This is a genomic window from uncultured Azohydromonas sp. (assembly GCF_937926365.1).
Classification (GTDB): Bacteria; Pseudomonadota; Gammaproteobacteria; order Burkholderiales; family Burkholderiaceae_C; genus Azohydromonas.
Genome location: NZ_CALAOH010000130.1, coordinates 1 through 24,156, shown reverse-complemented (window position 1 = coordinate 24,156; position 24,156 = coordinate 1). Strand labels below are relative to the sequence as shown.

The window sequence follows — 24,156 nt, the reverse complement described above, 5'->3', positions numbered from 1 at the left end:
TGAACTTGATCTTGCCCGAGCGCTGCAGCGGGCCGGCCGTGGCCAGCGAGCCCAGGGCGAAATCGAGCTCGCCCGTGGCCACGCCGGTGTAGAGCTGCGAGGTCTCCTTGTAGATGATGTGCTGCATCTGGGTGTTGGTCATCGACTCCAGCAGCGCCGACCCCAGGTGCACCGGGTTGCCCACCGACCACGAGCCGTAGTTGAGCGCGCCCGGACGCGACTTGGCATCGCCCACGATCTGGCCCACCGTCTTGTACTTGCTGTTGGCGCCCACGCCGACGAAGAAGTAGGTCTTGAACAGCGGGGTGAGCGGATCGAAGTCCTTCACCGGGTCATAGGGCAGTTTCTTGAACAGGTGCGGGTACGCGACCAGGTGCACGTTGTCCAGGTGGATCAGCTCGTGGCCGTCGGCGGCGGCGCGCTTGAACTGGTCGATGGCGATGAAGCCGTTGGCGCCGGGCTTGTTCTCCACCACCACCGGCTTGCCCCACTTCCTCTGCAGCCGCTCGGCCACCAGCCGCACCACGGCCTCCGGACCCGCGCCGGCCGGGAACGGCGTGGTGATGCGCACCGGCTTGGTGGGGAACTCCTGCGCCTGCACGGCGCCGGCGATCAGGGCCAGCGTGCCGATGGCGGCCGCGGCGAGGGTCTTGAGGCGGATCATGGTTTCTCCTGTGTTTATGATTGGTGCGGTTGCGTCGGCAACCTTAGTCGATGTACTTGAGGCCGGCTTTGGCCAGCGGCTCGCGCATGTTGTACATGTCGAGGCCGAGCACGCCCGAGGCCAGCTTGGCGCGCTTCTCGCCTTCGAAGCTCTCGCGCTTGGCGGCGGCCGCGGCCACTTCCCTCACCTTGGCCGCGGGCACGCAGCAGATGCCGTCGTCGTCGGCCACGATGGCGTCGCCCGGGTTGACCAGCATGCCGGCGCACACCACGGGGATGTTCACCGAGCCCAGCGTGGCCTTGATCGTGCCCTTGGACGAGATGGCCTTGCTCCACACCGGGAAGCCCATCTCCTGCAGCACGCGCACGTCGCGCACGCCGGCGTCGATGATCAGCGCGCGCGCGCCGCGGGCCTGGAAGCTGGTGGCCAGCAGGTCGCCGAAGTAGCCGTCGGTGCACGGGGCCGTGACGGCGGCCACGACGATGTCGCCGGGCTGAATCTGCTCGGCCGCGACGTGCATCATCCAGTTGTCGCCCGGGTGCAGCAGCACCGTGACGGCCGTGCCCGAGACCTGCGTGCCCGGGTAGATCGGCCGCATGTAGGGCTGCAGCAGGCCGACGCGGCCCTGCGCCTCGTGCACCGTGGCCGAGCCCAGCGCGGCCAGCTGGTCGGTGGCCTCGCGGTCGGCGCGGGTGATGTTGCGGTAGACGACACCGAGTTCGTACATGGTGATTCCTTTGCGTGTGCGAAAGCTGCGTGCGGACGGCGGCCTTACAGGCCCTTGGCCTTCAGCGCGGCATCCAGGCGCGGGAAGACGCGGCGGGCGTTGCCCTCGTAGACCATGTAGCGCTCCTCGTCGGTGAGGTTGGCGGTGGCCTCGACGTAGCGCTTGGTGTCGTCGTAGTAATGGCCGGTCTCCGGGTCGATGCCGCGCACCGCGCCGATCATCTCGGAGGCGAAGAGGATGTTCTTCACCGGGATGACCTTGGTGAGCAGGTCGATGCCGGGCTGGTGGTAGACGCAGGTGTCGAAGAAGATGTTGTTGAGCAGGTGCTCGCTCAGCAGCGGCTTCTTGAGCTCCTGCGCCAGGCCGCGGAAGCGGCCCCAGTGGTAGGGCACCGCGCCGCCGCCGTGCGGGATCAGGAACTTCAGCGTCGGGAAGTCCTTGAACAGATCGCTGGTGAGGCACTGCATGAAGGCGGTGGTGTCCGCGTTCAGGTAGTGCGAGCCCGTGGTGTGGAAGCAGGCGTTGCAGCTGGTGGAGACGTGGATCATCGCCGGGATGTCCAGCTCGACCATCTTCTCGTAGATGGGGTACCAGTGGCGGTCGGACAGCGGCGGGCTGGTCCAGTGGCCGCCGGAAGGGTCGGGGTTCAGGTTGATGCCGACGAAACCGTACTCCTTGACGCACTTCTCCAGCTCGGGGATGCACGTTGCGGGGTCAACACCGGGCGACTGCGGCAGCATCGCCGCGCCGATGAAGTTGTCGGGGAACAGCTGGCTCACGCGGTAGCACAGCTCGTTGCAGATGGCGGCCCAGGTGGAGGAGGTCTCGAAGTCGCCGATGTGGTGCGCCATGAAGCTCGCGCGCGGGCTGAAGACCGTCAGGTCCGAGCCGCGCTGCTTCATCAGCTTGAGCTGGTTGGTCTCGATGGACTCGCGCAGCTCGTCGTCGCTGATCTTGAGGGCCTTGGGATCGGGCTTCTTGCTCGGGTCCTTGAGCGAGGCGATCTGCAGGTCGCGCCAGGCGCCCAGCGCCGCCGGCGCCGTGGTGTAGTGGCCGTGTACGTCGATGATCATCCGGATCTCCTAGAGGGTTTTGGTCGGGAGTACGAAGCGGCTCCCGGCGCCCGGCCCGTTCGGTGTGGTCGGTGGCCCAGCACCTCGGGGCGGGCAGATGGCATGCCGGGACAAGCCGCGCCAACCTGCCGCTGCGGCGCGATTCTGGAGATGCCCCGGCAACGAACCAAGCGCATTCAGCCCATAGCTGCTATATCAATTTGGCATGGCTGAGGCGATCAAGCCATCGCAAAGAGGACTGGCGCATGCCTCTTTCCGCGGTACGTCCAAACCCGGCTCCGCCGGCCACTCGGAGCCGGGCCGCGGCGCCAAGCGCCGTGCGCGGCGGGAGCGGATCAATCGGTACCGGCGATGGCCGGCGTGCCGCCGGTGGGCAGGCCCAGGCTGAGGTCGATGAGCAGCTGCGTCACCTGCCGCATCAGCGGCCCCGGGCGGCGGCTGGAGGAGCGCGCCAGGCACAGCACGCTGGTGAGGGCCGGATCGGTCAGCGGGCGCGCGCGCAGCTCCTGCGCCCGCGGCGAGGCCGTCACGGCGCTGGCGGTGAGCACCGCGCAGCCGTGGCCCGCGGCCACCAGGTCAATGATCGCGGCCACGCTGGACACCTCCCAGGCGATCTGCAGCTTCAGCCCGGCCAGCGCGGCCTGCGTCTCCAGCTGGCGCCGGATGACGTGCGCGCGCTCGGGCAGCACCAGTGGCAGCGCGGCAAGCTCGCGCAGCGGCACCAGCGCCCGCCCCTGGGCGCGGCCCGACGGGACGTCGCGCCGCTCCACCAGGCACAGCGGCTCGTTGAGCAGCGGCATCACCTCCAGCCCGGGCTGGGCCTCGGGGTTGTAGAGCAGGCCCACGTCCACGCGCGAGCTCAGGATCCATTCCACGATGTGCGTGGACAGCCCCTCGACGATGGCCAGCTGCGCCCGCGGCAGCCGCGCCTTGAAGGTCTCGACCAGCGGCACGGTGAGCTTGCGCCCCATGGTCGGCGGCACGCCGATCACCACGCGCCCCACCGCCTCGTCGCGCGAGGAGCGCATGTCCTCGCGCGCCTGCGCCACCGCCTGCAGGATGCCGGTGCCGTGCTCCAGCAGGCGGCGCCCGGCCTCGGTCAGCGCCACGCCGCGGCCGTTGCGCAGCAGCAGCGTCTCGCGCAGCTCGGTCTCCAGCGCGCGCACCTGGCGACTGAGCGCGGGCTGGGCGATGTCCAGCACCACGGCGGCCTTGCTGAAGCTGCCCAGTTCCGCGACCTGGACGAAGTATTCGAGCTGCTTGAGGTTCACGCCGTACCGGAGCCCGCGAAGCGCGGGCGATGGGAAGTTGTCACTGGGCCGCGTTGGCGGCGGGCGGCAGAGGATAGCGCCTGGCCCCGCGCCCGCCCGGGCCGGCTGCCGGCGTGACCGAAGGCCGCGGCCGGCGGCGCTCACGGTTGTTACATGTTCAGTCTGTCAACTGGGCTCCCGTCTTGCCGTTGGACCGTGATGCGTACCGTTGTCTCACTGTCCTGCGCCCTTCTGCTGTCGTCCCTGCTGGGCGGCTGCGGCGCCCTCGCCTTCCCCTGCCGAGCCACCTCGGCGGTGCTGAAGATCGTCCCCGTGGTCGGCCATGCGGCAGCCGTTCCCACCGACGCCTGCGCCGCGGTCATCGATCCCTGATAGGTATCCCAAGAAGGTCTGAACCTTGAACGCCCGTTCGTGCTGACCCTTCGATACCGCAGGGCAGGGTGCGCCCTGCGGGCACATCGAAGAACGAACGCTGCGGCCTGCCGACAATCCGGCCATGCCCCCCTTCCCTGTCCCCACCGGCCCGGTGGCCACGGGCAGCCTGCACCTGGGCCTGGACCTTGGCACCTCCGGCGTCCGCGCGGTGGTGATCGACGCGCAAGGCGCGGTGCAGGCCACGGCCCGCGAGCCCCTGCCCCCGCCGCAGCGCGAGGGGCCGCACATGCGCCAGGATCCCGCCCTGTGGTGGGATGCAGTCCGGCGGGTGCTGGCCACGGTGCTGGCACCGCTGGAATGCTCCCGGCTGGCGAGCCTGGCGGTGGACGGCACCTCCGGAACGCTGCTGCTCACCGACCCTGAGGGCACGCCGCTGGCGCCGGCCCTGATGTATGGCGACGCGGCTTGCGTCGCGGAAGCCGCGCGCATCGAGGCCCTGGCCCCCCCGGATACCGCCGCGCGCGGCCCGGCCTGCGCCCTGGCGCGGCTGCTGAATCTCCAAGCCCGGCACCCTGAGGCGGCGCACGCGCTGCACCAGGCCGACTGGATCGCCGCGCGACTCACCGGCCGCCTCGGCCTCTCGGACGAACACAACGCGCTGAAGCTGGGCTACGACCCGCTGCGCCGCTGCTGGCCCGCGTGGCTGCAGGCGCTGGGCGTGCGCGCCGGGCTGCTGCCCGAGGTCCTGGCACCCGGCACGCGCATCGGCCCCGTGGCGCCGGAGATCGCCCGCGCCTTCGGCCTGCCGCCGCATCTGCAGGTGGTTGCCGGCACCACCGACGGCGTGGCCGCCTTCCTGGCCACCGGCGCGAGCCGCGCGGGCGAGGCCGTCACCTCGCTGGGCAGCACGCTGGTGCTCAAGCTGCTGTCGCCGCAACCGGTGACCGCATCGGCTTTCGGCGTCTACAGCCACCGGCTGGGCGATCAGTGGCTGGTGGGAGGCGCTTCCAACAGCGGCGGCGCGGCGCTGCTGAAGCATTTCAACGCCGAGCGCATGGCGCAGCTCACGCCGCGCCTGCGCCCCGAGTTCCCGACCGGCCTGTGTTACTACCCGCTGCCCGTGCCAGGCGAACGTTTCCCCGTCAACGACCCTGCGCTGGCACCGCGCGAATCGCCGCGCCCAGCCGACGACGCGCTGTTTTTCCAGGGCCTGCTCGAAGGCATCGCGGCGGTGGAGGCGCTGGGTTATCAACGCATGGCCGAGCTGGGAGCGCCCACGCCGTCGCGCGTGCTCACGGTCGGCGGCGGCGCGCGCAACGCGGCGTGGACGGCCCTGCGCCGGCGCTGCCTGGGCGTGCCGGTGGAGCGTGCATCCCAGGAGGAAGCGGCCTACGGCACCGCGCTGCTGGCGCTGCGGGCCATGGCGGCCGGGTAGAAGACGCCGGATCAGGCCACCGCGCCCGGCGGCCGGTCCCATCCCGGCCCGTACACCGCCTCGGCGTACACGCGCACCAGCACCGAACCCAACACGCCGTGCAGCACGTCGCCCTGCGCGGCGCGGCGCGACACCACCGCGCTGAGCATGCCGCGCGCGGCCAGCTCCTGCAGCGCCCGATCGACCCAGCCGCGGCGCTGCACCGGGTCCAGCGCGGCGATCTCGCGCTTGAGCCCGGCGATGCGCTCATTGAGCCAGTTCTCGGCGGCCATGCCGGCATTCGACACCGGGGACGGCGCCGACGCCACGGGCACCGAAGACGGCGCGGCGATCACGGCCGCGGGCTCGCGCTCGGCCACCGTGGCGCCGTCCAGCGGCGCCGGCGGCAAGGCCAGCGGGGCCTCGTCCTCGCCGTTGCGCAGCAGCGAGCGCAGGTAGGCATAGGCGTGCTCGATGCCGCGCAGCTTGCGGTTCACCGCGCGCCGCTCCAGCACATCCAGTTGCTCGCGCACCCGCTCCTCGCCGAACTCCTTGATCAGGCCGTCGAGCTTGGCCTCGCGGATGCCCAGCGACTCCGCGCGCAGCACCAGGCCGGCATCCACCGGTCCCTCGGCCAGGGCGCGGGCGCGCGGCGTGCCGCGCTTGCGCCGCACGGCGAACTGCACCTCGCTCACCGCGCGGCCGAGCTTGTGCTCGATGAGCTCGATCTCGATGTCGGTCTCGCTGTTGATCTCCTCGATGGCGGGCTTCACGCGCTCGTTCTTGAACTTGCGCCATTCGCGCCGCTCCGCGCCGCCGGGCGCGGGATTGAGCGCGTCGGCCCACCACTGCACCGGCTTGCGGCTGGTGACACCGGAAGGGTTGTCGCGGTAGCGGGCGCAAATCTCGTACAGCGCCACCGCCGCGTAGGAGCCCAGCTTGGCCAGTACGTCCAGGTCGATGCGGGCCCAGCGCGCGGGCTCGCGCAGCGCCGACATGATCGTGGGCGGGTAGGACCAGGACACCCAGTTCTCCCCATTGCGCACCTCGATGGCGACTTCGCTGAGCATGCTGAATCCGCGCCACTTCAGGCCGTCGCCCGGCGCGGTGGACTCCCAGTCCACCTCCAGGCCGCGCATCTCGCGCAGGTAACGCTTGGCCGCCGTGCGGTCCTCGCCGCTGGAGCCGGTGGTGCGCAGCAGCGCGGGCAGAGGGGCTTCGAACATGTAGTCCGCCGCCGGCATGGTTTCCATCGCCTGCAGCCGTGACTGCGACACCTGCAGCAGCGCGTTGTAGAGCCGGCGCCCGGTGAGCGTGACGCGGCGCGAGCGCGGGACCATCACGATCATCTCGTGGGGCTTGCGCAGTTCGGTGCCTTCCTCCTTGGGAGCCGCCGGCCGGGACACTTCTTTTTCATCCATCGACACATCATATGTCCGTCCCGGCTTGGACAGTTCGCTCTGCGAAGGTTCGATCGTTTTTTCGTTTGAGGCCGTGATCTGCGTCCGAACGCCTGCAGACATTGAAACTGCGGCAAATGGCGGGTAATAGCTGGACATCCGAGGCGCTTATGGCGGGCGAGACCGCGGCGGCATCCGGTTAAAACACGGACGTTTTACTGCCCTGGCCCCATTCCAAGGCGCCAGCCAGCTCGGTTAAAAGTTGGACGTTTGGCCAACGGACCGTTCGACATGCCGGCACGGCGCCCGGTTAGAACATGGACAGTCGTCGAGATTTCCACCTCCGGATGGCGCTACGGAAGCCGGTTAGAAGCGGGACGGCTGCTTTCCTTGGCCGCTTTGGCGCGCTGCGTGACCGCTCAGGCAGCCATCGCGCCGGCGGCGACAAGCGTGCTTCTTGTTACGTCAAGCCTTTCGCGCCTGGGACCGGGCCTGTGCACAAGTCCGCCAGCGTCCCGGATAGAAGCTGGACGCTGCCGGGTGGAATCCGGACAGGAACGGGTAGAGAACGGACGGAAGCGGGTAAAAACTGGACGGGAAACAGCACATATACAATTTAAACTATTGATTTAAAACATAAAAATCAAGTTATCCACAGCGCTTAATCTCTTCAAGTCTTCTTGAACTTTTTTAATCTCTCGGAGAAGCCTCATAACAAGACTTGATGCTTGCAGTGCTTGCCGAGCATTTGTGCGCCGCAACGCGTTTCATGCGATTTTTCCGATGTGCCGTGCATAATCGCCCGCACTCGGAAAAACGTAACAAAGCGGCATCACCATGGATATCAGACAGGCGATCCGTCGGCAGAGCCTGGCCGACATCGAACACCAGGCAGCCCGCGTGGCGGCGATGATGGGACACATCCGCGCGGCGATGCTGCCGCCGGCGGCGAAGAAGGCAGCCCCCACGCTCAGCGCCGCGCAACTGGCCCATCTGTGCCACGTGGACAAGTCCAAGATTGCCTACCGGCTTACCCGCGGCGACCTGCCCTCGGGCGAGATGCAGGGCAACCGGCGCGAGTGGCCCATGGCCGAGGCGCGGCAATGGATCCGCGAGTTCCGCGCGGCGCACATGCGCCCGGAGGGCGCGGCCGGCACCACGTTGACGGTGGCCAACTTCAAGGGCGGCGTGGCCAAGACCACTTCGGCGGTGACGCTGGCGCAGGGCCTGTCCATGCGCGGCCACAAGGTGCTGGTGGTGGACCTGGACCCGCAGGGCTCGGCCACCACGCTGTTCGGCGTGCTGCCCGATGCCGAGGTCGAGCAGGAGCACACGGCGATGCTGCTGTTTTCGGGCGCGCACGAGGACCTGAGCTACGCGATCCGCGAGAGCTACTGGCCGGGCATCGACCTGGTGTGCGCGGCGCCGCTGCTGTTCGGCGCGGAGTTCGCGCTGCCGGCGCGGCAGACGCGCGACCCGGGCTTCGAGTTCTGGCGCGTGCTGGACCGCGGCTTGGACCAGGCGCGCTTGGACTACGACGTGATCATCATCGACACGCCGCCGGCGCTGAGCTACGTGACCATCAACGCGCTGATGGCGGCCGACGGCGTGATCATGCCGCTGCCCCCTTCCGCGCTGGACTTCGCCAGCTCGGCACAGTTCTGGGACCTGTTCAGCGACCTGTGCAACCAGCTCATCCGCAGCCGTGGCCAGGACAAGACCTTCGAATTCATCGACGTGCTGCTGTCGCGCGTGGAGTCCAACGACGCGGCCAGCACGGTGGTGCGCCAGTGGGTGCTGGAGGGCTACGCGGACAAGGTGCTGCCGATCGAGATTCCCAAGACCGCTGTCACCGCCACCGCGTCGGCCGAGTTCGGCACGGTGTACGACCTGCCGCGCGGCGCCATGAACGCCAAGACCTTCGCCCGCGCGCGCGACGCCTACGACCGCATGTGCGAGCTGGTGGAGCAGCAGATCCAGGCCGTGTGGGCCACGCAGCTCGAACAGCTCGCCGTTTGAGGAAGGCTGAACCATGAGTCTCAAGAACAAGGCCGCCAAGCTCGACTTCAGCAACCTGCCCGGCCTGGCGCCGGACGCCGAGGTGCCGACGCGGCCCAAGACCGCGCCGGGCGCGATGATGGCGTTCGCCAACGAGGCGCGATCCGACCTGCTGCGCGAGAACGAAGTGCTGCAAGCCAAGGCCCGGCAGGCCGAGGCGCTGCAGGGCCGGCTCGATGAGGCGCTCAACGAACTGCGTCAATGGGACGGCGCCAAGGCCTCGCGGCTCATCGACCCCGCGCTGATCCGCCCCAGCCGCTGGGCCAACCGCCACGAGCTCAATTTCAACTCGCCGCTGTTCGACAAGCTCAAGGCCGAGGTGGCGGACGCGGGCGGCAACGTGCAGCCGATCAAGGTGCGCCCGGTGGCCGAGCCGGCGGGCAGCTTCGAGGTGGTGTATGGCCACCGGCGGCTGGAAGCCTGCCGGCAGCTGGGCCTGCCGGTGCTGTGCCTGGTGGACAACATCGAGGACCGCGCGCTGTTCGTTGAGATGGAGCGCGAGAACCGCGGCCGCAAGGACCTCTCCGCCTGGGAGCAGGGAATGATGTACCGGCGCGCGCTGGACGCCGGGCTGTTCCCCTCGCTGCGGCAGCTGGCGGCGTCCATCGGCATGCAGCCGGGCAACGTCAGCACGGCGCTGCAGATCGCGGCGCTGCCGGACGCGGTGGTGCAGGCCTTCGCGTCGCCGCTGGACCTTCAGTTCCGCTTCGTCGCGCCGCTCAAGGCCGCGCTGGAGCGGGACGAGGCGGGCGTGCTGGAGCGCGCCCGGGCGCTGGCCGCGCAAATGCCACGGCCGGGCGCACGGGAAGTGCTGGCCCGGCTCACGGGGCAGGACGGCAACGCCAGCCTCAACCGGCAGACGCGCTACACGCTGGGCGGCAAGGTGGTGGGCTCGTGCGACAAGGATGCGCAGGGCAACCTCACGCTGCGCTTCAAGGCCGGCGCGCTGGCGCCGGAGAAGGAAAAGCGGCTGCAGGAACTGCTGGCGAAGTTCTTCGACTGAGCACGCGCGGCGCCCGTAGCTGGCGCGATTGATATTGGAAGGGGCCTGCGGGCCCCTTTCTTTTGGGCGGGTGTTCTACGGTAGAACACCCAGCGCTTGCAGCCGTACCGGGCTGCGGCCCTGGCGCCAACACATGGGCCCTTCCATACGAGGTGTTCTACGGTAGAACACCCAAGCTTCCGGCGTTGTGGAGCGGCGCTGGGCGAAGGCCGTTGCGGCTACCCGTGACAGGAATTTCGCGCCCCTTTCCAGCCACCCCGACGCCGCGCGGGTGAGTCTGCTGTCCCCAGTCATGGAGCGTGTGGCTATCAGATGGAATTCGTATGAGGGTTCACCGTGCTTCACTCGGCCCGTGACGCAGGCAAAGCGGCGACAGAGGCATGGCAAGCCGTAGGAAAAACGTCGCCATTCCCGCGAAGGCGCACTGCTGTCCGGGGAGACGTTGCGACGTCAGCACGCTTCGCGTGCCGTGGGGTTGGCCGTGGAATTAACGCTGTCATCCCGGCTTTCGCCGGGATGACGACTTGATGGGCTGGCGGCCTGCGTTGTGGCCGGCGATGCGAATCGGTTTCCGACTTTCCCCGGACAGCAGTGCGCGCAGGCCGGAATCCAGGCGACCGCAAAACCAGCCGCAAGCTGAGCGGGCCGGGCACAGGAGGCTCTCGTGCCTTGACTTGCCGCACCTGTGCTTCGCTCTGGCATGGGGCTGCCTGGGTCCATGCCAGAGCGGAGATGACAGCGCAGCCGGGTGTTCTACGGTAGAACACCCTCCGCAATGCATCGCTGCATTGACGCTGGCCGCATCGCCGCAGCGTGTGCCAGCGCCATATGGGCCAACGCGAAGCCAGCGCTCACCCGCTCCGCCACAGTGCCAGAGCCGGGGGTGTTCTACCGTAGAACACCCCGCTGCCGACCCTGTTCAGCCCTTGCTGCGCCGCTGCCGCAGCTTCTCGAACTCGCGCACCATGCGCGCCCGTTCGGTGCCCAGATAGATCGTCGTGGTCGCGATGCTGGCGTGCCCCAGTGCCTGCTGCAGCACTTCCACTGGAATCTGTGCCGCCGCGCCCTGGCGTGCGAAGGTGTGGCGCAACCAGTGCGTGGAGGCCGCCCGCAGCCGCGCGCCGTCCAGGCCGTCCACCCCATGGGCGCCGGCGGCGATGCGGTGGAAGAAGCGCTTGAGCATGCGGTACAGGCCGCTGGCGCCCAGCGTCCGGCCCACCGGGGCGGCGCGTTGCAGCCTCAGGCTGCCGTCCGCGGCAGCGCTCCAGCGCGGCGGCGGCTCCGCCAGGGTGCACACCAGTGGCGCGGGGGAGGGCAGTTCCCCCAGCGCCACGGCGTCGGCGTGATGGGCCGTCACGAGCGCGGCCAGGTCGTCCGCCAGCGGCACCTCGCGCGCCTTGCCGCCCTTGCCCTGCACGTACAAGACGGTGGCAGCGATGCCCTCGCCGTCCAGGCGCACGCTGCGCACCGAGGCCGTGGTCGCCACGGCGATCTCCGCCAAGCGCAAACCCGTACCCGCCAACAGCTCCAGCACCAGGCGCAGGCGCCGCTGCTCCGCGCCCGCCGGCACGCCGCCCCGCGGCCGGGCCGACGCTTCCTCCGTGTCGAGCCGGTGCCGTATGAAGCGCCATTCGGTTTCCGTGAACGAGCGCTCGATGTCGATACGCGCCCCCGCCAGTGCCGCCTTCTTGCTGACCGCCCGCAGCGGGTTGCCCACCAGGTAGTTGGCGTCGCGCAGGCCGTCGAACAACGCTTGCACCACCACCAGCGCCTGCCGCTGGGAGCCGGGCTGCAGCGGTCCCCGGAACGGCCGCCAAGCCGGGTCGTCGCGCGCCACCACGGCGTTACAGCACCAATGCGGCGGCGGCTGGCGAATGAACTCCCGGTAGGCCAGCGCGTCGCGGCTGTCGATCGACGAGAGCGGCTTGTCCCGCTCCAGCAGACACCAGAGGTAGAAGCGCTCTACCTCCTTGCGATAGGCCCGCAGCGTGGCGGGCTTGTCGCGGTACTGCTCCAGCCAAGCCTCGATCGCCTGGCGATCGTCCTGCGCGCCCAGGTGGTTCGCCATGCGCGTGGCGAACAGGCCAGGCGCTCCCGGCCCGCCAGCCAGCCGCGGCGGCACCGCCAGCTGTTCCAGCGGCAGGAGCGCGAAGCGCGGCGGCACGGCCACCGAGCGCAGCACCGAGGTGCGCCAGGCCACCTGGCGCTGCGGCGGCGCCAGCGCCTCCTTGCGCAAGGGCAGCTCCCACTCCCGGCTTAGCGGCAGCAGCCAGTCCGTCAGCGACGCGGCGCGCGCGCGCCCCAGGCCCCGCACGCGCCGCCACCAGTGGGCGCCATAGGCATTCACGGTCTGGACCAGGGCGTCCAGCGTCCCCATGCCGGCCGCCTTCAGGCGTTCCGCCAGCGCCGGCGACAGCCACAGCGACGGCGGATCGGCCGGGGCAGGGCGCCGAGCGAGCAGCGCCTCCACGCGGCGCAGGGCGCGCAAGGGCGCCGCTTCGCGGACGAGGCTTGGCTGCCGTTCATCCGCCTCCGCGGCCTGGACGTGGTCCAGCCCGTAGAACTCGCGGTACTCGCGCAGCAGCTCCGCCTCGGAGTGCGCCTCGCGGTCCAGCCCCTGGCTGTCGATGAACTCGTCCAGGTCGGGCAGCGCAACCGTCCCCGGTCCGGCTGGCGGTTGCGCCAGCAACAGCAGCTCGGCCGTGATGCGCTCTTCCTCCCCCAGGCTCAGGTTCAGCGCGTGTCCTTCGCGCAGCACCTGCTGCAGCAGGGCAACTCGCTGCTTCTCGATGTGGCGCCGGTCCGCGCTCAGCTCGCCGAAGCCCAGGTAGCGCTCCCAGGCCTGCCGCAGGTCCAGCCCCTGCAGCCAGCTGCGCAGGAAGGCGAAGTGGTGTCGCCCCAGCGCCTGTCCCTCGCGCAGCACGCGCGTGCGTGCGCCGCGCGGCCGTCCGCGGCGACGCCCAGGTGCAACCGGCTCAATGACTGGCGCCGTTTTCGAACCATCCCCCGTCGCATCCACCCCAGATGTTCCATTTATTGAAGCGGCACGATAATAAGAGTAATCAGGACGTGATCACGCTTGATTTTTGGGATGGAGCGAGGCCAAGCCAGGGCGCTAACGGAAGTCCGGCGGCGCCGGACGCAGGGCCGTCGCAGGTCGGAAGCCGGGTGCCGATGACGCGTGCGGCCCCCTTGAGGGCCGCACGGGCTACACCACCTTGGAAAAGCGCTGCCGGTTCCCGGAGGTCTGCAGGTGGCGGTCGAACACCATCGCGATGGCCCGCACCAGGTACCAGCCGGCGCGCGTCACCCGGACAGCTTCGTCTTCGAGCACCACCAGCCCCGACTGCGCCAGCGGCTTCAGCGCTTCCAGCTCGCGGCCGAAGTACTCGCGCATGCGGATGCCGTGGGCGCGCTCCACGGCGCCGAACTCCAGCCGGCCCTGGCACATCAGCGCCATGATCACGTCGCGCCGCAGCAGGTCGTCGCCCTCCAGGGCATACCCGCGCACGACGGGCAGCTCGCGCCGCGCCAGGCTCTCGTAGTACTCGGGCAGCGTCTTGGCGTTCTGGTAGAAGCAGCCGCCGATGCGCCCGATGGCCGACACGCCCAGCGCCACGAGGTCGCAGTCCGGCTGCGTGCTGTAGCCCTGGAAATTGCGGTGCAGCTTGCCCTCCCGGCGTGCCACGGCCAGCGGGTCGTCGGGCAGCGCGAAATGGTCCATGCCGATGTGCTCGAAGCCGCGCTCCAGCAGCCCGTTGATGGCGTCGCCCAGCATCGTGATGCGCTGCGCCGGGCTGGGCAGTTCCTCGGCATTGATGCGGCGCTGAGGCTTGAAGCGCTCGGGCAGGTGCGCGTAGGCGTAGAGCGCGATGCGGTCCGGCCGCAGCTCGCCGATCTGCTGCACCGTGCGCGCGAAGCTTTCAGGGGTCTGCCGCGGCAACCCGTAGATGAAATCGGCGTTGATCGAGGTGAAGCCCAGCGCTCGGGCGCTGGCCATGAGCGCGTGCACGCTCTCGAAGGACTGCACCCGGTGCACCGCCTGCTGCACGTCGGGGTCGAAGTCCTGCACGCCAAAGCTCAGCCGGTTGAAGCCCAGGCCGCGCAGGTGCGCCAGCCGTTCGGGCGTGACCGTGCGCGGATCCACCTCGATGGAGATCTCGGAATCCGGCGTGAAGCGGAAGCTCTGCGCCAGCCTGCCCATGACACGGGCCAGCTCGGCATCCGACAGGAAGGTGGGCGAGCCGCCGCCGAAGTGCAGCTGCGACACCGGCCGTCCCGCGCCCAGCGGTTCCAGCACCAGCGCCAGCTCCGTCTCCAGCGCGTCGAGGTACTCGGCGGCGCGCTCGTGGTGCTTCGTGATGATCTTGTTGCAGGCGCAGTAGTAGCAGATGGACTCGCAGAACGGGATGTGCACGTACAGCGACAACGGCGCCGCCGCGCTGCCGGGCGCGAGCTGCGCGATGGCGGACCGCGCCTGCGCCGGGCCGAAGCCGTGGTGGAAGCGGTCGGCCGTCGGGTAGGAGGTGTAGCGCGGGCCCGGGGTGTCGAACTTGCGCAGCAGGTCTTCGGTGAGCAGCGCGCGGGCGTCCGTCGTGCCCGTTTCGGTGGTGAGAGGCATGGGGTACTGCGAAGGAAGTGGAGGGGTTACTGCAGCGGGTGCTGGGCCAAGCGCTGCGCGTCGAGGATGTGAATATGGCGCTTGTCCACCTGGATCATCTGCCCGGCTTCCAACTCGCCCAGCACGCGCGAGAAATATTCCGGTGTGATGGACAACCGCGAAGCGATGGTGGCCTTGCTCACCGGCAGCGACACCGTGCCCGCGGCGCGCACGCTGTCGCGCGACCGGCCGCGCAGCAGGTAGTTCACCACCCGCTGCGTGCCGCTGTGCAGGGCGTAGGCCTCGACGTCGTCCATCAGGTTCTGCACCCGCTGCGACAGGCCCGTGAGCATCCGCAGCGCGAAGCCCGGATCGCGGCTGACCTCGGCCAGCAGCGCGTCCTTGGGGAGGCTCAACACCAGCGTGTCGGTCAGCGCGGTGGCGTTGAAGGAGCTGGGCCGCTCGCCGAACACCAGCGACTCGCCGAAGCTGCAGCCCGGGCCGACCAGTTCGATCACCTTCTCCTGGCCCGCGGTCGAGATGGCGTGCAGCTTGACCTGGCCCGTGACCACGACGTGCAGCGCATCGCAGTTGCCACCACTGCGGAACACCGCTTCGCCGCGCGTGTAGCGGCGCACCTGGCACGCTTGCGCCAGCTCGTCCAGCTCGGCGGGACACCGGTGCTGGAACAGCGGCAACACGGAGAGGTAGCGGGGGGCGTCGAAGTGGCTCAGGTTCATGAGCCATGACTGTCCGCGCCAAGGCCTTTGCCGCCCATTCTTCGAACGGTCAGGCCGCCGCGGCGGGAAGGAGGATATTGACTTTTCTCAAGGAGTAGTCCGGCCCGGCACGCATCGTTCCGAAGAACTAGCGCCGTGACTTCCTGCCGCCCGCCGCCACCTTGGGGTCCGTGCGGGCCTGCGGACCGCGGTGGCGTCAGGCCGCCCCGAGCCGCCGCGATAGCGAGGCCGCGCAGCGCCGGATTGCGCCGGCCAGCGGGCTGTCCCAGGCCGTGTCGAAGGTGGCACTGGGGCCGATGCCGGTGATGCTCAGCAGCAGCGCGCCGCTGCCGTCGAACACCGGCGCGGCCAGTCCGCTCACGCCGGGGATGGCCTGGTCCACCACGCGTGCCATGCCCTGGCGGCGCACCTCGTCGAGCTTCGCCTCGAAGGCGGCCTCGTCCAGCGGTGCGCCGGCGAAGCCACCCACGGCCGCTTCCTGTGCCAGCACCGCCTGCACCTCCTCGCGCGCGCGGTGCGCGGCAAAGAGCCAGCCCGAGGCCGTGCCGCGCAGGCTCATCACCGTGCCGTGGCGCATGGCCACGTGCACGGGGCTGGGCGCCTCGGCCACGCGCACGATGGTCGGGCCGCGGTTGCCCCACACCGCGATGGCAATGGTGTGGCCGGTGGACAACGCCAGCTCCTCGATCAGCGGTGTGGCCAGCCGCACCGGGTCGAACTGCTGCAGGCTGATCAGGCCCAGCTGCATCGCCAGCGGCCCCAGCCCGTAGCGGCCGCTGCCCGGGTCCTGCTCGATCAGGCCCAGCTTGCCGAAGCTCACCAAGTACGGATGCGCCTTGGCCGGCGCCATGCCGGCTTCGCGCGCGAGGTCCTTGAGGGCCATTGGCCGCCCGTGGTGCGCCAATGCCAGCAGCAACTGGCCGCCGACCTCGATGCTCTGGATGCCGCGCGAGCCGCGCTCCGCGCCGGCGGAAGAAGTGCTGTCGTCCACAGTGAATCTCAGGGTTTTCTCTAGAAAAACGAATTAGACATTAGCGAACAAACTGACTAAGATCAATCCTGTCGTTAAACATTATTGAAGCTGTTCGCCGCATTGACCATGAGCAAAGCCTTCGCCTCCCAAGCCGACCTGGAAGAGAAAAAAGTCAGCTTCACCCAACTGTCCGAGCATGCCTGGGCCTACACGGCCGAAGGCGACCCGAACACCGGGATCATCATCGGTGACGATGCCGTGCTGGTCGCTGACACCCAGGCCACGCCGGCGATGGCGGCCGACGTGATCCGCCGCATCCGCGAGGTGACGGACAAGCCCATCAAGTACGTCGTGCTCACGCACTACCACGCCGTGCGCGTGCTGGGCGCCTCGGCCTACGAGCCGCAGCAGATCCTGGCCAGCCAGGACACCTACGACCTGATCGTCGAGCGCGGCGAGCAGGACAAGGCCAGCGAGATCGGCCGCTTCCCGCGCCTGTTCAGGAACGTGGAGACGGTGCCGCCGGGCCTGACCTGGCCCACCATGACCTTCACCGGGAAGATGACCCTGTGGCTGGGCAAGCTCGAAGTGCAGCTGCTGCAACTGGGCCGCGGCCATACCAAGGGCGACACGGTGGTGTGGCTGCCGCAGGAGCGCACGCTGCTGTCGGGCGACCTGGTGGAGTTCGACGCCACGCCGTATGCGGGCGACGCCTACTTCAAGGACTGGCCGCAGACGCTGGACAACATCGCCGCGCTCAAGCCGCTGGCGCTGGTCCCGGGCCGTGGCGCGGCGCTGGTGGGCGAGGAGCAGGTGCAGGCGGGCCTGGCCGGCACGCGCGCCTTCATCTCCGACCTGTACCAGGCGGTGCGGGCGGGTGCTGCCGCCGGCAAGGACCTCAACACCGTCTACAAGGAGGCCTACGCGCACATGGCGCCCAAATACGGCAAGTGGGTGATCTTCGACCACTGCATGCCCTTCGACGTCACGCGCTGCTTCGACGAGGTCACCCAGTACCCGGACCCGCGCGTGTGGACCGCGCAGCGCGACATCGACATGTGGAAGGCGCTGGAGTCCTGAGCCTCGCGCTCCATCCCTCTACCCGCTGACACCGGCCGTCGCTTGACGGGTGCTTGAAAAAGCCCCGTCGCGGCCGGCTTCTTCCTTCATGGCCATGCGGTTTGCCGCAGGCTTCGTCACGCCTGTCCCGAGGCGACTCCCACCATGCGCGACCCGCTGTACTCCGCCACCGGTGCCGAGATTCAGGCCACCGCCTTCGCCTACCGGCGCAGCCCCGACCAGGACGCCGCCGTGCCCGTGCGCCACCCCGTGGTGGTCGTGGGCGCCGGCCCCGTGGGCCTGAGCCTGGCCATCGACCTGGCGCAGCGCGGCCAGCGCGTGCTGCTGCTGGACAACGATTGCAAGCTCAGCACCGGCTCGCGCGCCATCTGCTTCGCCAAGCGCACGCTGGAAGTCTGGGACCGCCTGGGCGTGGGCCAGGCCCTGGTGGACAAGGGCGTGCGCTGGCACGTGGGCAAGGTGTTCTTCCGCGAGGAACAGCTCTACCAGTTCGACCTGCTGCCCGAAACCGGCCACGAGCGCCCGGCCTTCATCAACCTGCAGCAGTACTACGTGGAGGCCTGCCTGGTGGCGCGCGCGCGCGAGTTGCCCAACCTGGAGATCCGCTGGCACAACACCGTGGCGGCGCTGGCGCAGGAGGGCGACGTGGTGAGGCTGGGCATAGACACCCCCGAGGGCCGCTACGAGCTGCGGGCCGACCACGTCGTCGCCTGCGACGGCTCGCGCTCGCCCATTCGCCAGCTCATGGGCCTGGAGAGCAAGGGCCGCGTGTTCAAGGACCGTTTCCTCATCGCCGACGTGCGCATGCAGGCCGACTTCCCGGCCGAGCGCTGGTTCTGGTTCGACCCGCCGTTCCACCCTGGGCAGTCGGTGCTGTTGCACATGCAGCCCGATGGCGTGTGGCGCATCGATTTCCAGCTGGGCTGGGATGCGGACCCGGAAGTCGAGAAGCGGCCGGAGAACATCGTTCCGCGCGTGCAAGCCCTGCTGCGCGCGGCGGCTGCCAGCAAGGGCGGCGAGCCGCAGCCGGATTCGTTGCCTGGTTTTGAGCTGGAGTGGGCCAGCGTCTACACCTTCGCCTGCCTGCGCATGGACAGCTTCAGGCACGGCCGCGTGCTCTTTGCCGGCGACGCCGCGCATGGCGTGTCGCCCTTCGGCGCGCGCGGCGCCAACTCCGGCGTGCAGGACGCGGACAACCTGGCCTGGAAGCTGGACCGCGTGCTGCGCGGCCAGTCGCCCGGGGCCCTGCTGGACAGCTACGCCCGCGAGCGCGAATACGCCGCGGACGAGAACCTCCTCAACTCCACCCGCGCCACCGACTTCATCACGCCCAAGAGCGAGATCAGCCGGCTGTTCCGCGACGCCACGCTGGCGCTGGCGCGCGAGCACGGCTTCGCGCGCAGGATGGTCAACAGCGGCCGCCTGTCGGTGCCGGCCACGCTGGACAACTCGCCGCTGAACACGCCGGACCGCGACGCCTTCATGGGCCTGATGCGCCCGGGCGCGCCGGCGGCCGATGCGCCGCTGCGCATCGACGGCCGCGACACCTGGCTGCTGCGCGAGCTGGGTCCTGACTTCACGCTGCTGTGCTGGGGCCCGGTGCCGCACTGGATGCTGGAGCTGCCGCTCAAGGTGCTGGTGCTGGAGCCCGCCAACGACCCCGAGGAATGGCTGTCGCGGCGCTACGACCTGCGCCCCGGCACCGCCTACCTGCTGCGCCCGGACCAGCACGTGTGCGCGCGCTGGCGCCATCCGGCGCCCGAAGCCGTCCACGCCGCCCTGGCGCGTGCCTGCGCGCTGCACTGACCCGAACGCCGTCCCCGCGAGGAGCCGCCATGCCCCTGGTCACCGAACCCAACCTCGATGCGCCCGACGACTTCTACGAGGCGCTGATCGACACCCATCGCGACCTCAGCCCCGAGGCCAGCCACGCGCTCAACGCGCGGCTGATCCTGCTGCTGGCCAACCACATCGGGCGGCTGGACGTGCTGCGCCAGGCCCTGGCCCTGGCGCGCGCCGGCGCCGATACCCCCTGAACACGATCACCACAACCACCAAGGAGACAAGCATGAACAACACCCGTCGCCACCTGCTCGCCGCGTTCGGCGCCACCGCGCTGTCGGCGCTGTCCTTCACGGCCGCGGCGCAGGACAAGCCGCTGGAATGGGCCCTCGGCTACGCCGCCGGCGGCGGCTCCGACATCGTGGCCCGCACCGTGGCCGAGCAGATGAGCAAGAGCCTCAACCGCCCCATCGTCGTCAACAACAAGCCGGGCGCGGCCACCAACATCGCCGCCGAGTACGTCGCCAAGTCCAAGGACATCGGCAACATCATGCTCACCGCCGACTTCGCCACGCTGGCCGCCAACCCCTCGCTGTTCGCCAAGCTGTCCTACGACGCCGAGAAGGACTTCAAGCCCGTGGGCATGCTCGCGCGCTTCCCGCTGCTGCTGGTGGTCGCGCCCAACGTCCCGGTGAAGAACTGGAAGGAGTTCAGCGACTGGGCGCAGCGGCAGCCCGAGGGCGTCAACTACGGCACCGCCGGCCTGGGCAGCCCGCACCACCTCGCCACCGAGCTGCTGCGCGAGAAGACCGGCCTCAAGTTCACGCACGTGCCCTACCGTGGCGCCGCGCCCGCGGTGCAGGACCTGCTGGGCGGGCAGATTCCCATGGCCATGATCGACACCGCCAGCGTCCAGCAGTACGTGCTCAGCGGCAAGCTGCGCGCGGTGGGCGTGGCCAGCCCGCAGCGGCTCAAGACGCTGCCCGACGTGCCCACGCTGGCCGAGCAGGGCGTCAAGGACTTCGAGGCCTATGCCTGGCAGGGCCTGGTGGTGCCGGCAGCCACGCCGGCCGACTTCGTCGCCAAGCTCAGCCAGTCGCTGCAGGCGGCGCTCAATTCCGCGCCCGTGAAGGAGCGCTTCCATGGCCTGGGGCTGGAGCCGCTGCCCGGTACGCCCGCGCAGATGGCCGCCTACACCAAGTCCGAGCGCGCGCGCTGGGGCGCGCTGATCCGGGCCAACAACATCAAGCTCGACTGAGACCGCCATGCCCGCCTCCGCGGGCATGGCGACGATCCTTCCTGCAAGCACTGGGGAACCCTAGCGATGACTGAACTGCACTACCAAAGTGGCTTCGGCAACCAATTCGCCACCGAGGCGGTGTCCGGCGTCCTGCCGCGCGGCCGCAACAGCCCGCAGCAGGTGGCGCGGGGCCTGTACGCCGAGCTGGTCTCGGGCAGCGCCTTCACCGCGCCGCGGGCCGAGAACCGCCGCAGCTGGCTCTACCGCCGCCAGCCCTCGGTGGTGACGGGCCCCTATGCGCCTTATGAGCAGCGCTGGCTCAAGACCGGCGCGGCCGAGGGCCTGCCCATGCCGCCGGACCCGTTGCGCTGGCACCCGGCACCCATCCCCGATGCGGGCCAGCAGCCGCTGGACTTCGTGGACGGCCTGCGCACCGTTGTCGTCAACGGCGACGTGGAGGCCCAGAGCGGCATGGCGGCGCACCTGGCGCTGGTCAACCGCTCCATGGGCCGGCGCGCCTTCGTCAATGCCGACGGCGAGATGCTGCTGGTGCCGCAGGAGGGCGCGCTGCGCCTGGTCACCGAGCTGGGCGTGCTGGAAGTGAAGCCGGGCGAGATCGCGCTGCTGCCGCGCGGCATCGCCTTCAAGGTGGAGGTGCAGGGCCCCACGCGGCTGTACGTGTGCGAGAACTACGGTGCGCCGTTCCGGCTGCCCGAGCTGGGGCCCATCGGCTCCAACGGCCTGGCCAACCCGCGCGACTTCCTCGCGCCCGTGGCGGCCTTCGAGGACGACGCGGGCCCCTACGAGATCGTCAAGAAGTACGGCGGCGCGCTGTGGCGCAACGAGCAGCCCGGCACGCCCTTCAACGTCGTGGCCTGGCACGGCAACCTGTGCCCGCTGAAGTACGACACCGCCAACTTCATGACCATCGGGTCCATCAGCTTCGACCACCCGGACCCGTCGATCTTCACGGTGCTGACCTCGCCCAGCGACACGCCGGGCACGGCCAACTGCGACTTCGTCATCTTCCCGCCGCGCTGGATGGTGGCCGAGGACACCTTCAGGCCGCCCTGGTACCACCGCAACCTCATGAGCGAGTTCATGGGCCTGGTGTACGGCCAGTACGACGCCAAGCCCGAGGGCTTCAAGCCCGGCGGCATGAGCCTGCACAACGGCATGGTGCCGCACGGGCCCGATGCCGAGGCCTTCGAGAAGGCCAGCACCGCGCAGCTCACGCCGCACAAGCTGGACAACACCCTGGCCTTCATGTTCGAGAGCCGCTGGCGCTTCCGCCCCACGGCCTTCGCGCTGCAGGAGGCGCCGCTGGACGCCGCCTATGCTCAATGCTGGGCCGGCCTGGGCGACCGCTTCGGGCAGCCCTGATGTAGCCAAGAGCCCCGTTCGGGCTGCGCCTGTCGAAGCCCTGCCGCGCAACCCGCCCGCAGGCCCTTCGACAAGCTCAGGGCGAACGGCAGTCATTGATTCACACACCAAGTACGCCATGCCCATCGACGCCACCCATGACCCGGCACTGCGCAGCTGGGTCGCCTCGGCCAACGAGGACGCCACCGACTTCCCCATCCAGAACCTGCCCCTGGGCGCCTTCCGCCGCCGCGGCGGCGACGACGCGCTGCGCATCGGCGTGGCCATCGGCGACCAGGTGCTGGACCTGAAGCTTGCCGCCCGCGAAGGCACCTGGACCGCCGAGGTGGCGCATGCGCTGGTGCCGCTGGCCGGCGGCGACCTCAACGCCTTCATGGCGCTGGGCCCGGCGGCGCGCCGCGCGGTGCGCACGGCGCTGTCGGCGGCGCTGGCCGAGGACAGCGCGCAGAAGGACGCGCTGCAGCCCTGCCTGGTGCCGCAGGCCGAGGCCGAGATGGCGCTGCCCTGCCGCATCGGCGACTACACCGACTTCTACACCGGCATCCACCACGCCACGACGGTGGGAAAGCTGTTCCGGCCCGACAACCCGCTGCTGCCCAACTACAAGTGGGTGCCCATCGGCTACCACGGGCGCAGTTCCTCGCTGGTGGTCAGCGGCACCGACCTGCGCCGACCGCTGGGCCAGCAGGCGCCGGGCCCCGACGGCGTGCCGGGCTACGGTCCCAGCAAGCGGCTGGACTACGAGCTGGAGATCGGCGCGCTGGTGGGCAGCGCCAACGCGCTGGGCGAGCCCGTCCCGATGGCGCAGGCCGAGGACCACCTCTTCGGCCTGGTGCTGCTCAACGACTGGTCCGCGCGCGACCTGCAGGCCTGGGAATACCAGCCGCTGGGCCCGTTCCTGGCCAAGAACTTCGGCAGCACGCTCTCGCCCTGGGTGGTGACGATGGAGGCGCTGGAGCCCTTCCGCGCGCCGTTCAAGCGGCCCGAAGGCGACCCGCGTCCACTGCCCTACCTGGACTCGATCGCCAACCGCGAGCGCGGCGCCATCGACATCCGCTTCGAGGTGCTGCTGCAGACCGAGGCCATGCGCGCGCAGGGACTGCCGCCGCACAAGCTGATGGAGAGCAATTTCAGGGACGCCTACTGGACCGTGGCGCAGATGCTCACGCACCACGCCAGCAACGGCTGCAACCTGCAGCCCGGCGACCTGCTGGGCAGCGGCACGCAGTCGGGCCCCGATGCGGGGCAGGGCGGCTCGCTGCTGGAGCTCAGCCAGGGCGGCAAGCAGCCGCTGCAGCTGCCCGGTGGCGAGACGCGCGCCTTCCTGCAGGACGGCGACCGCGTGTTCCTGCGCGGGCGCTGCGAGGCGGCGGGCGCGCGCGCCATCGGCTTCGGCGAGTGCGTGGGCACCATCCTGCCCGCGCCCGCACTGGCGGCGTCCTGAAGCCGCGGGCCCCGGCGTCCTGGCCGCGGCAGGGCCGACCCGGGGCGCCGGTGCAACACCGCTGCTCGGGAATTACCCGCGCTCGTCCGCAATAGTTCACGCACTCCGCCGCGGCAGGGCAGGGACGAGCGTGGGGCCGGCCACACTGGCCGGCGGACCCGTGCCGCAGATGCGCGGGCAACGAGCACGGATCGATTCCACGAGGAGACAAGCAATGCAAGCCCTGAAACTGCTGGCCGGCGCCGCGCTGGCCGCCCTGTCCCTGATCGGCGCCTCGGCGCACGCGCAGGACTTTCCCTCGCGCCCGGTGCGCATCCTCACGCCGTTCCCGGCCGGCGCGGGCCCGGAGGCCGTGGTGCGGCTGGTGGCCGAGCGGCTGCAGAAGAAGTGGGGCAAGCCGGTGGTGGTGGAGAACAAGCCCGGTGCCAACGGCTTCATCGCCATCGACACCTTCAAGCGCGCCGCCACCGACGGCCACGAGCTGATCCACCTGGACAACGTGCACCTGGTCGCGTACCCGCACCTGTTCAAGAAACTGCCCTATGACCCGGTGAAGGACTTCGATCCGCTCACCCCGCTGTTCAAGACCTACTTCTTCGTCGGCGTGTCCATGGACAGCAAGTACAAGACGGTGGGCGACATCGTGGTCGATGCCAAGGCACGCCCGACGGCGCTGAACTACGGTTCCTGGTCGGTGGGCAACCCGGTGCACCTGGGATCGGCGCTGCTGGAGTCGATGACCAACACCCAGATGCAGCACGTGGTCTACAAGGAGACCTCGCAGCTCTACACCGCCGTGGCCACGAACGAGCTGAATTTCGCGCTGGGCTCGATGGCCACCGCCGGCCCGCTGCAGCGCTCGGGCCGGTTGAAATTCATCGCCGTGACCGGGCCGAAGCGCCACCCGGCCTTCCCCGACGTGCCCACGG

At 69.8% G+C, this 24,156-nt stretch carries 20 protein-coding genes; 11 read left to right on the top strand and 9 right to left on the bottom strand.

All coding sequences use genetic code 11. From position 1 onward, the window contains the following. The 4 genes from Q0741_RS13980 to Q0741_RS13965 form a co-directional block, all read right to left on the bottom strand. Positions 1-664: tripartite tricarboxylate transporter substrate binding protein (locus Q0741_RS13980; protein ID WP_298233818.1), on the bottom strand; the 664-nt coding region annotated here is incomplete at its 3' end. A gap of 43 nt (positions 665-707) precedes the next feature. After that, positions 708-1,391, bottom strand: coding sequence for a 4-carboxy-4-hydroxy-2-oxoadipate aldolase/oxaloacetate decarboxylase (ligK, locus tag Q0741_RS13975; RefSeq protein WP_298233817.1), 684 nt, complete (start codon positions 1,389-1,391; stop codon positions 708-710). 44 nt (positions 1,392-1,435) lie between these two features. Beyond that, on the bottom strand, positions 1,436-2,464 hold the full coding sequence (locus Q0741_RS13970; protein ID WP_298233816.1) for an amidohydrolase family protein: 1,029 nt from the start codon (positions 2,462-2,464) through the stop codon (positions 1,436-1,438). 335 nt (positions 2,465-2,799) lie between these two features. After that, on the bottom strand, positions 2,800-3,735 hold the full coding sequence (locus Q0741_RS13965; protein WP_298233815.1) for a LysR substrate-binding domain-containing protein: 936 nt from the start codon (positions 3,733-3,735) through the stop codon (positions 2,800-2,802). Positions 3,736-3,933: 198 nt separating this feature from the next. On the opposite strand from Q0741_RS13965, the gene Q0741_RS13960 reads away from it, so the two are divergent. Both Q0741_RS13960 and Q0741_RS13955 read left to right on the top strand, forming a co-directional pair. Then, positions 3,934-4,107, top strand: a complete 174-nt coding sequence (locus tag Q0741_RS13960; RefSeq protein ID WP_298233814.1) for a DUF6726 family protein — start codon at positions 3,934-3,936, stop codon at positions 4,105-4,107. Between the two features lie 124 nt (positions 4,108-4,231). After that, a complete protein-coding gene (locus Q0741_RS13955) occupies positions 4,232-5,545 on the top strand; it encodes an FGGY-family carbohydrate kinase (RefSeq protein WP_298233813.1) in 1,314 nt (437 codons plus the stop codon). A gap of 11 nt (positions 5,546-5,556) precedes the next feature. Here the strand turns inward: Q0741_RS13955 and Q0741_RS13950 are convergent, their stop codons facing one another. Continuing rightward, positions 5,557-6,945: a replication initiation protein gene (locus Q0741_RS13950; RefSeq protein ID WP_298233812.1), complete on the bottom strand. Its 1,389-nt coding sequence runs from the start codon at positions 6,943-6,945 to the stop codon at positions 5,557-5,559. Positions 6,946-7,761: 816 nt separating this feature from the next. On the opposite strand from Q0741_RS13950, the gene Q0741_RS13945 reads away from it, so the two are divergent. Beyond that, positions 7,762-8,943 carry an AAA family ATPase gene (locus Q0741_RS13945; RefSeq protein WP_298233811.1) on the top strand — a complete coding sequence of 394 codons (1,182 nt, stop codon included), beginning with the start codon at positions 7,762-7,764 and terminating at the stop codon, positions 8,941-8,943. Positions 8,944-8,956: 13 nt separating this feature from the next. Further along, on the top strand, positions 8,957-9,985 hold the full coding sequence (locus tag Q0741_RS13940) for a ParB/RepB/Spo0J family partition protein (protein WP_298233810.1): 1,029 nt from the start codon (positions 8,957-8,959) through the stop codon (positions 9,983-9,985). Positions 9,986-10,904: 919 nt separating this feature from the next. On the opposite strand, the gene Q0741_RS13935 is transcribed toward Q0741_RS13940, so the two are convergent. From Q0741_RS13935 to Q0741_RS13920, 4 genes are all read right to left on the bottom strand, one after another. Further along, a complete protein-coding gene (locus Q0741_RS13935; RefSeq protein ID WP_298233809.1) occupies positions 10,905-12,908 on the bottom strand; it encodes a phage integrase family protein in 2,004 nt (667 codons plus the stop codon). Between the two features lie 285 nt (positions 12,909-13,193). Next, the gene (gene hemN, locus Q0741_RS13930; protein ID WP_298233808.1) at positions 13,194-14,606 is read right to left on the bottom strand and encodes an oxygen-independent coproporphyrinogen III oxidase; all 1,413 of its coding nucleotides are present in this window, start codon (positions 14,604-14,606) and stop codon (positions 13,194-13,196) included. Positions 14,607-14,632: 26 nt separating this feature from the next. Next, positions 14,633-15,325, bottom strand: coding sequence for a Crp/Fnr family transcriptional regulator (locus tag Q0741_RS13925; protein ID WP_298233807.1), 693 nt, complete (start codon positions 15,323-15,325; stop codon positions 14,633-14,635). Positions 15,326-15,521: 196 nt separating this feature from the next. Next, positions 15,522-16,316, bottom strand: coding sequence for an IclR family transcriptional regulator (locus tag Q0741_RS13920; protein ID WP_298233806.1), 795 nt, complete (start codon positions 16,314-16,316; stop codon positions 15,522-15,524). Between the two features lie 102 nt (positions 16,317-16,418). On the opposite strand from Q0741_RS13920, the gene Q0741_RS13915 reads away from it, so the two are divergent. The 7 genes from Q0741_RS13915 to Q0741_RS13885 form a co-directional block, all read left to right on the top strand. Beyond that, a complete protein-coding gene (locus Q0741_RS13915; RefSeq protein WP_298233805.1) occupies positions 16,419-17,378 on the top strand; it encodes an MBL fold metallo-hydrolase in 960 nt (319 codons plus the stop codon). Positions 17,379-17,522: 144 nt separating this feature from the next. Then, entirely contained in the window at positions 17,523-19,184 is a 1,662-nt protein-coding gene (locus Q0741_RS13910) for an FAD-dependent oxidoreductase (RefSeq protein WP_298233804.1), read from the top strand. Between the two features lie 29 nt (positions 19,185-19,213). Next, positions 19,214-19,414, top strand: coding sequence for a DUF2783 domain-containing protein (locus tag Q0741_RS13905; RefSeq protein WP_298233803.1), 201 nt, complete (start codon positions 19,214-19,216; stop codon positions 19,412-19,414). A 32-nt stretch (positions 19,415-19,446) separates the two neighbouring features. Further along, positions 19,447-20,418, top strand: coding sequence for a tripartite tricarboxylate transporter substrate binding protein (locus tag Q0741_RS13900; protein ID WP_298233802.1), 972 nt, complete (start codon positions 19,447-19,449; stop codon positions 20,416-20,418). Between the two features lie 66 nt (positions 20,419-20,484). Beyond that, the gene (gene hmgA / locus Q0741_RS13895; protein WP_298233801.1) at positions 20,485-21,783 is read left to right on the top strand and encodes a homogentisate 1,2-dioxygenase; all 1,299 of its coding nucleotides are present in this window, start codon (positions 20,485-20,487) and stop codon (positions 21,781-21,783) included. Positions 21,784-21,901: 118 nt separating this feature from the next. Further along, positions 21,902-23,227: a fumarylacetoacetase gene (gene fahA / locus Q0741_RS13890; RefSeq protein ID WP_298233800.1), complete on the top strand. Its 1,326-nt coding sequence runs from the start codon at positions 21,902-21,904 to the stop codon at positions 23,225-23,227. Positions 23,228-23,441: 214 nt separating this feature from the next. After that, on the top strand, positions 23,442-24,156 hold a 715-nt coding region (locus tag Q0741_RS13885; protein WP_298233799.1), incomplete at its 3' end, for a tripartite tricarboxylate transporter substrate binding protein.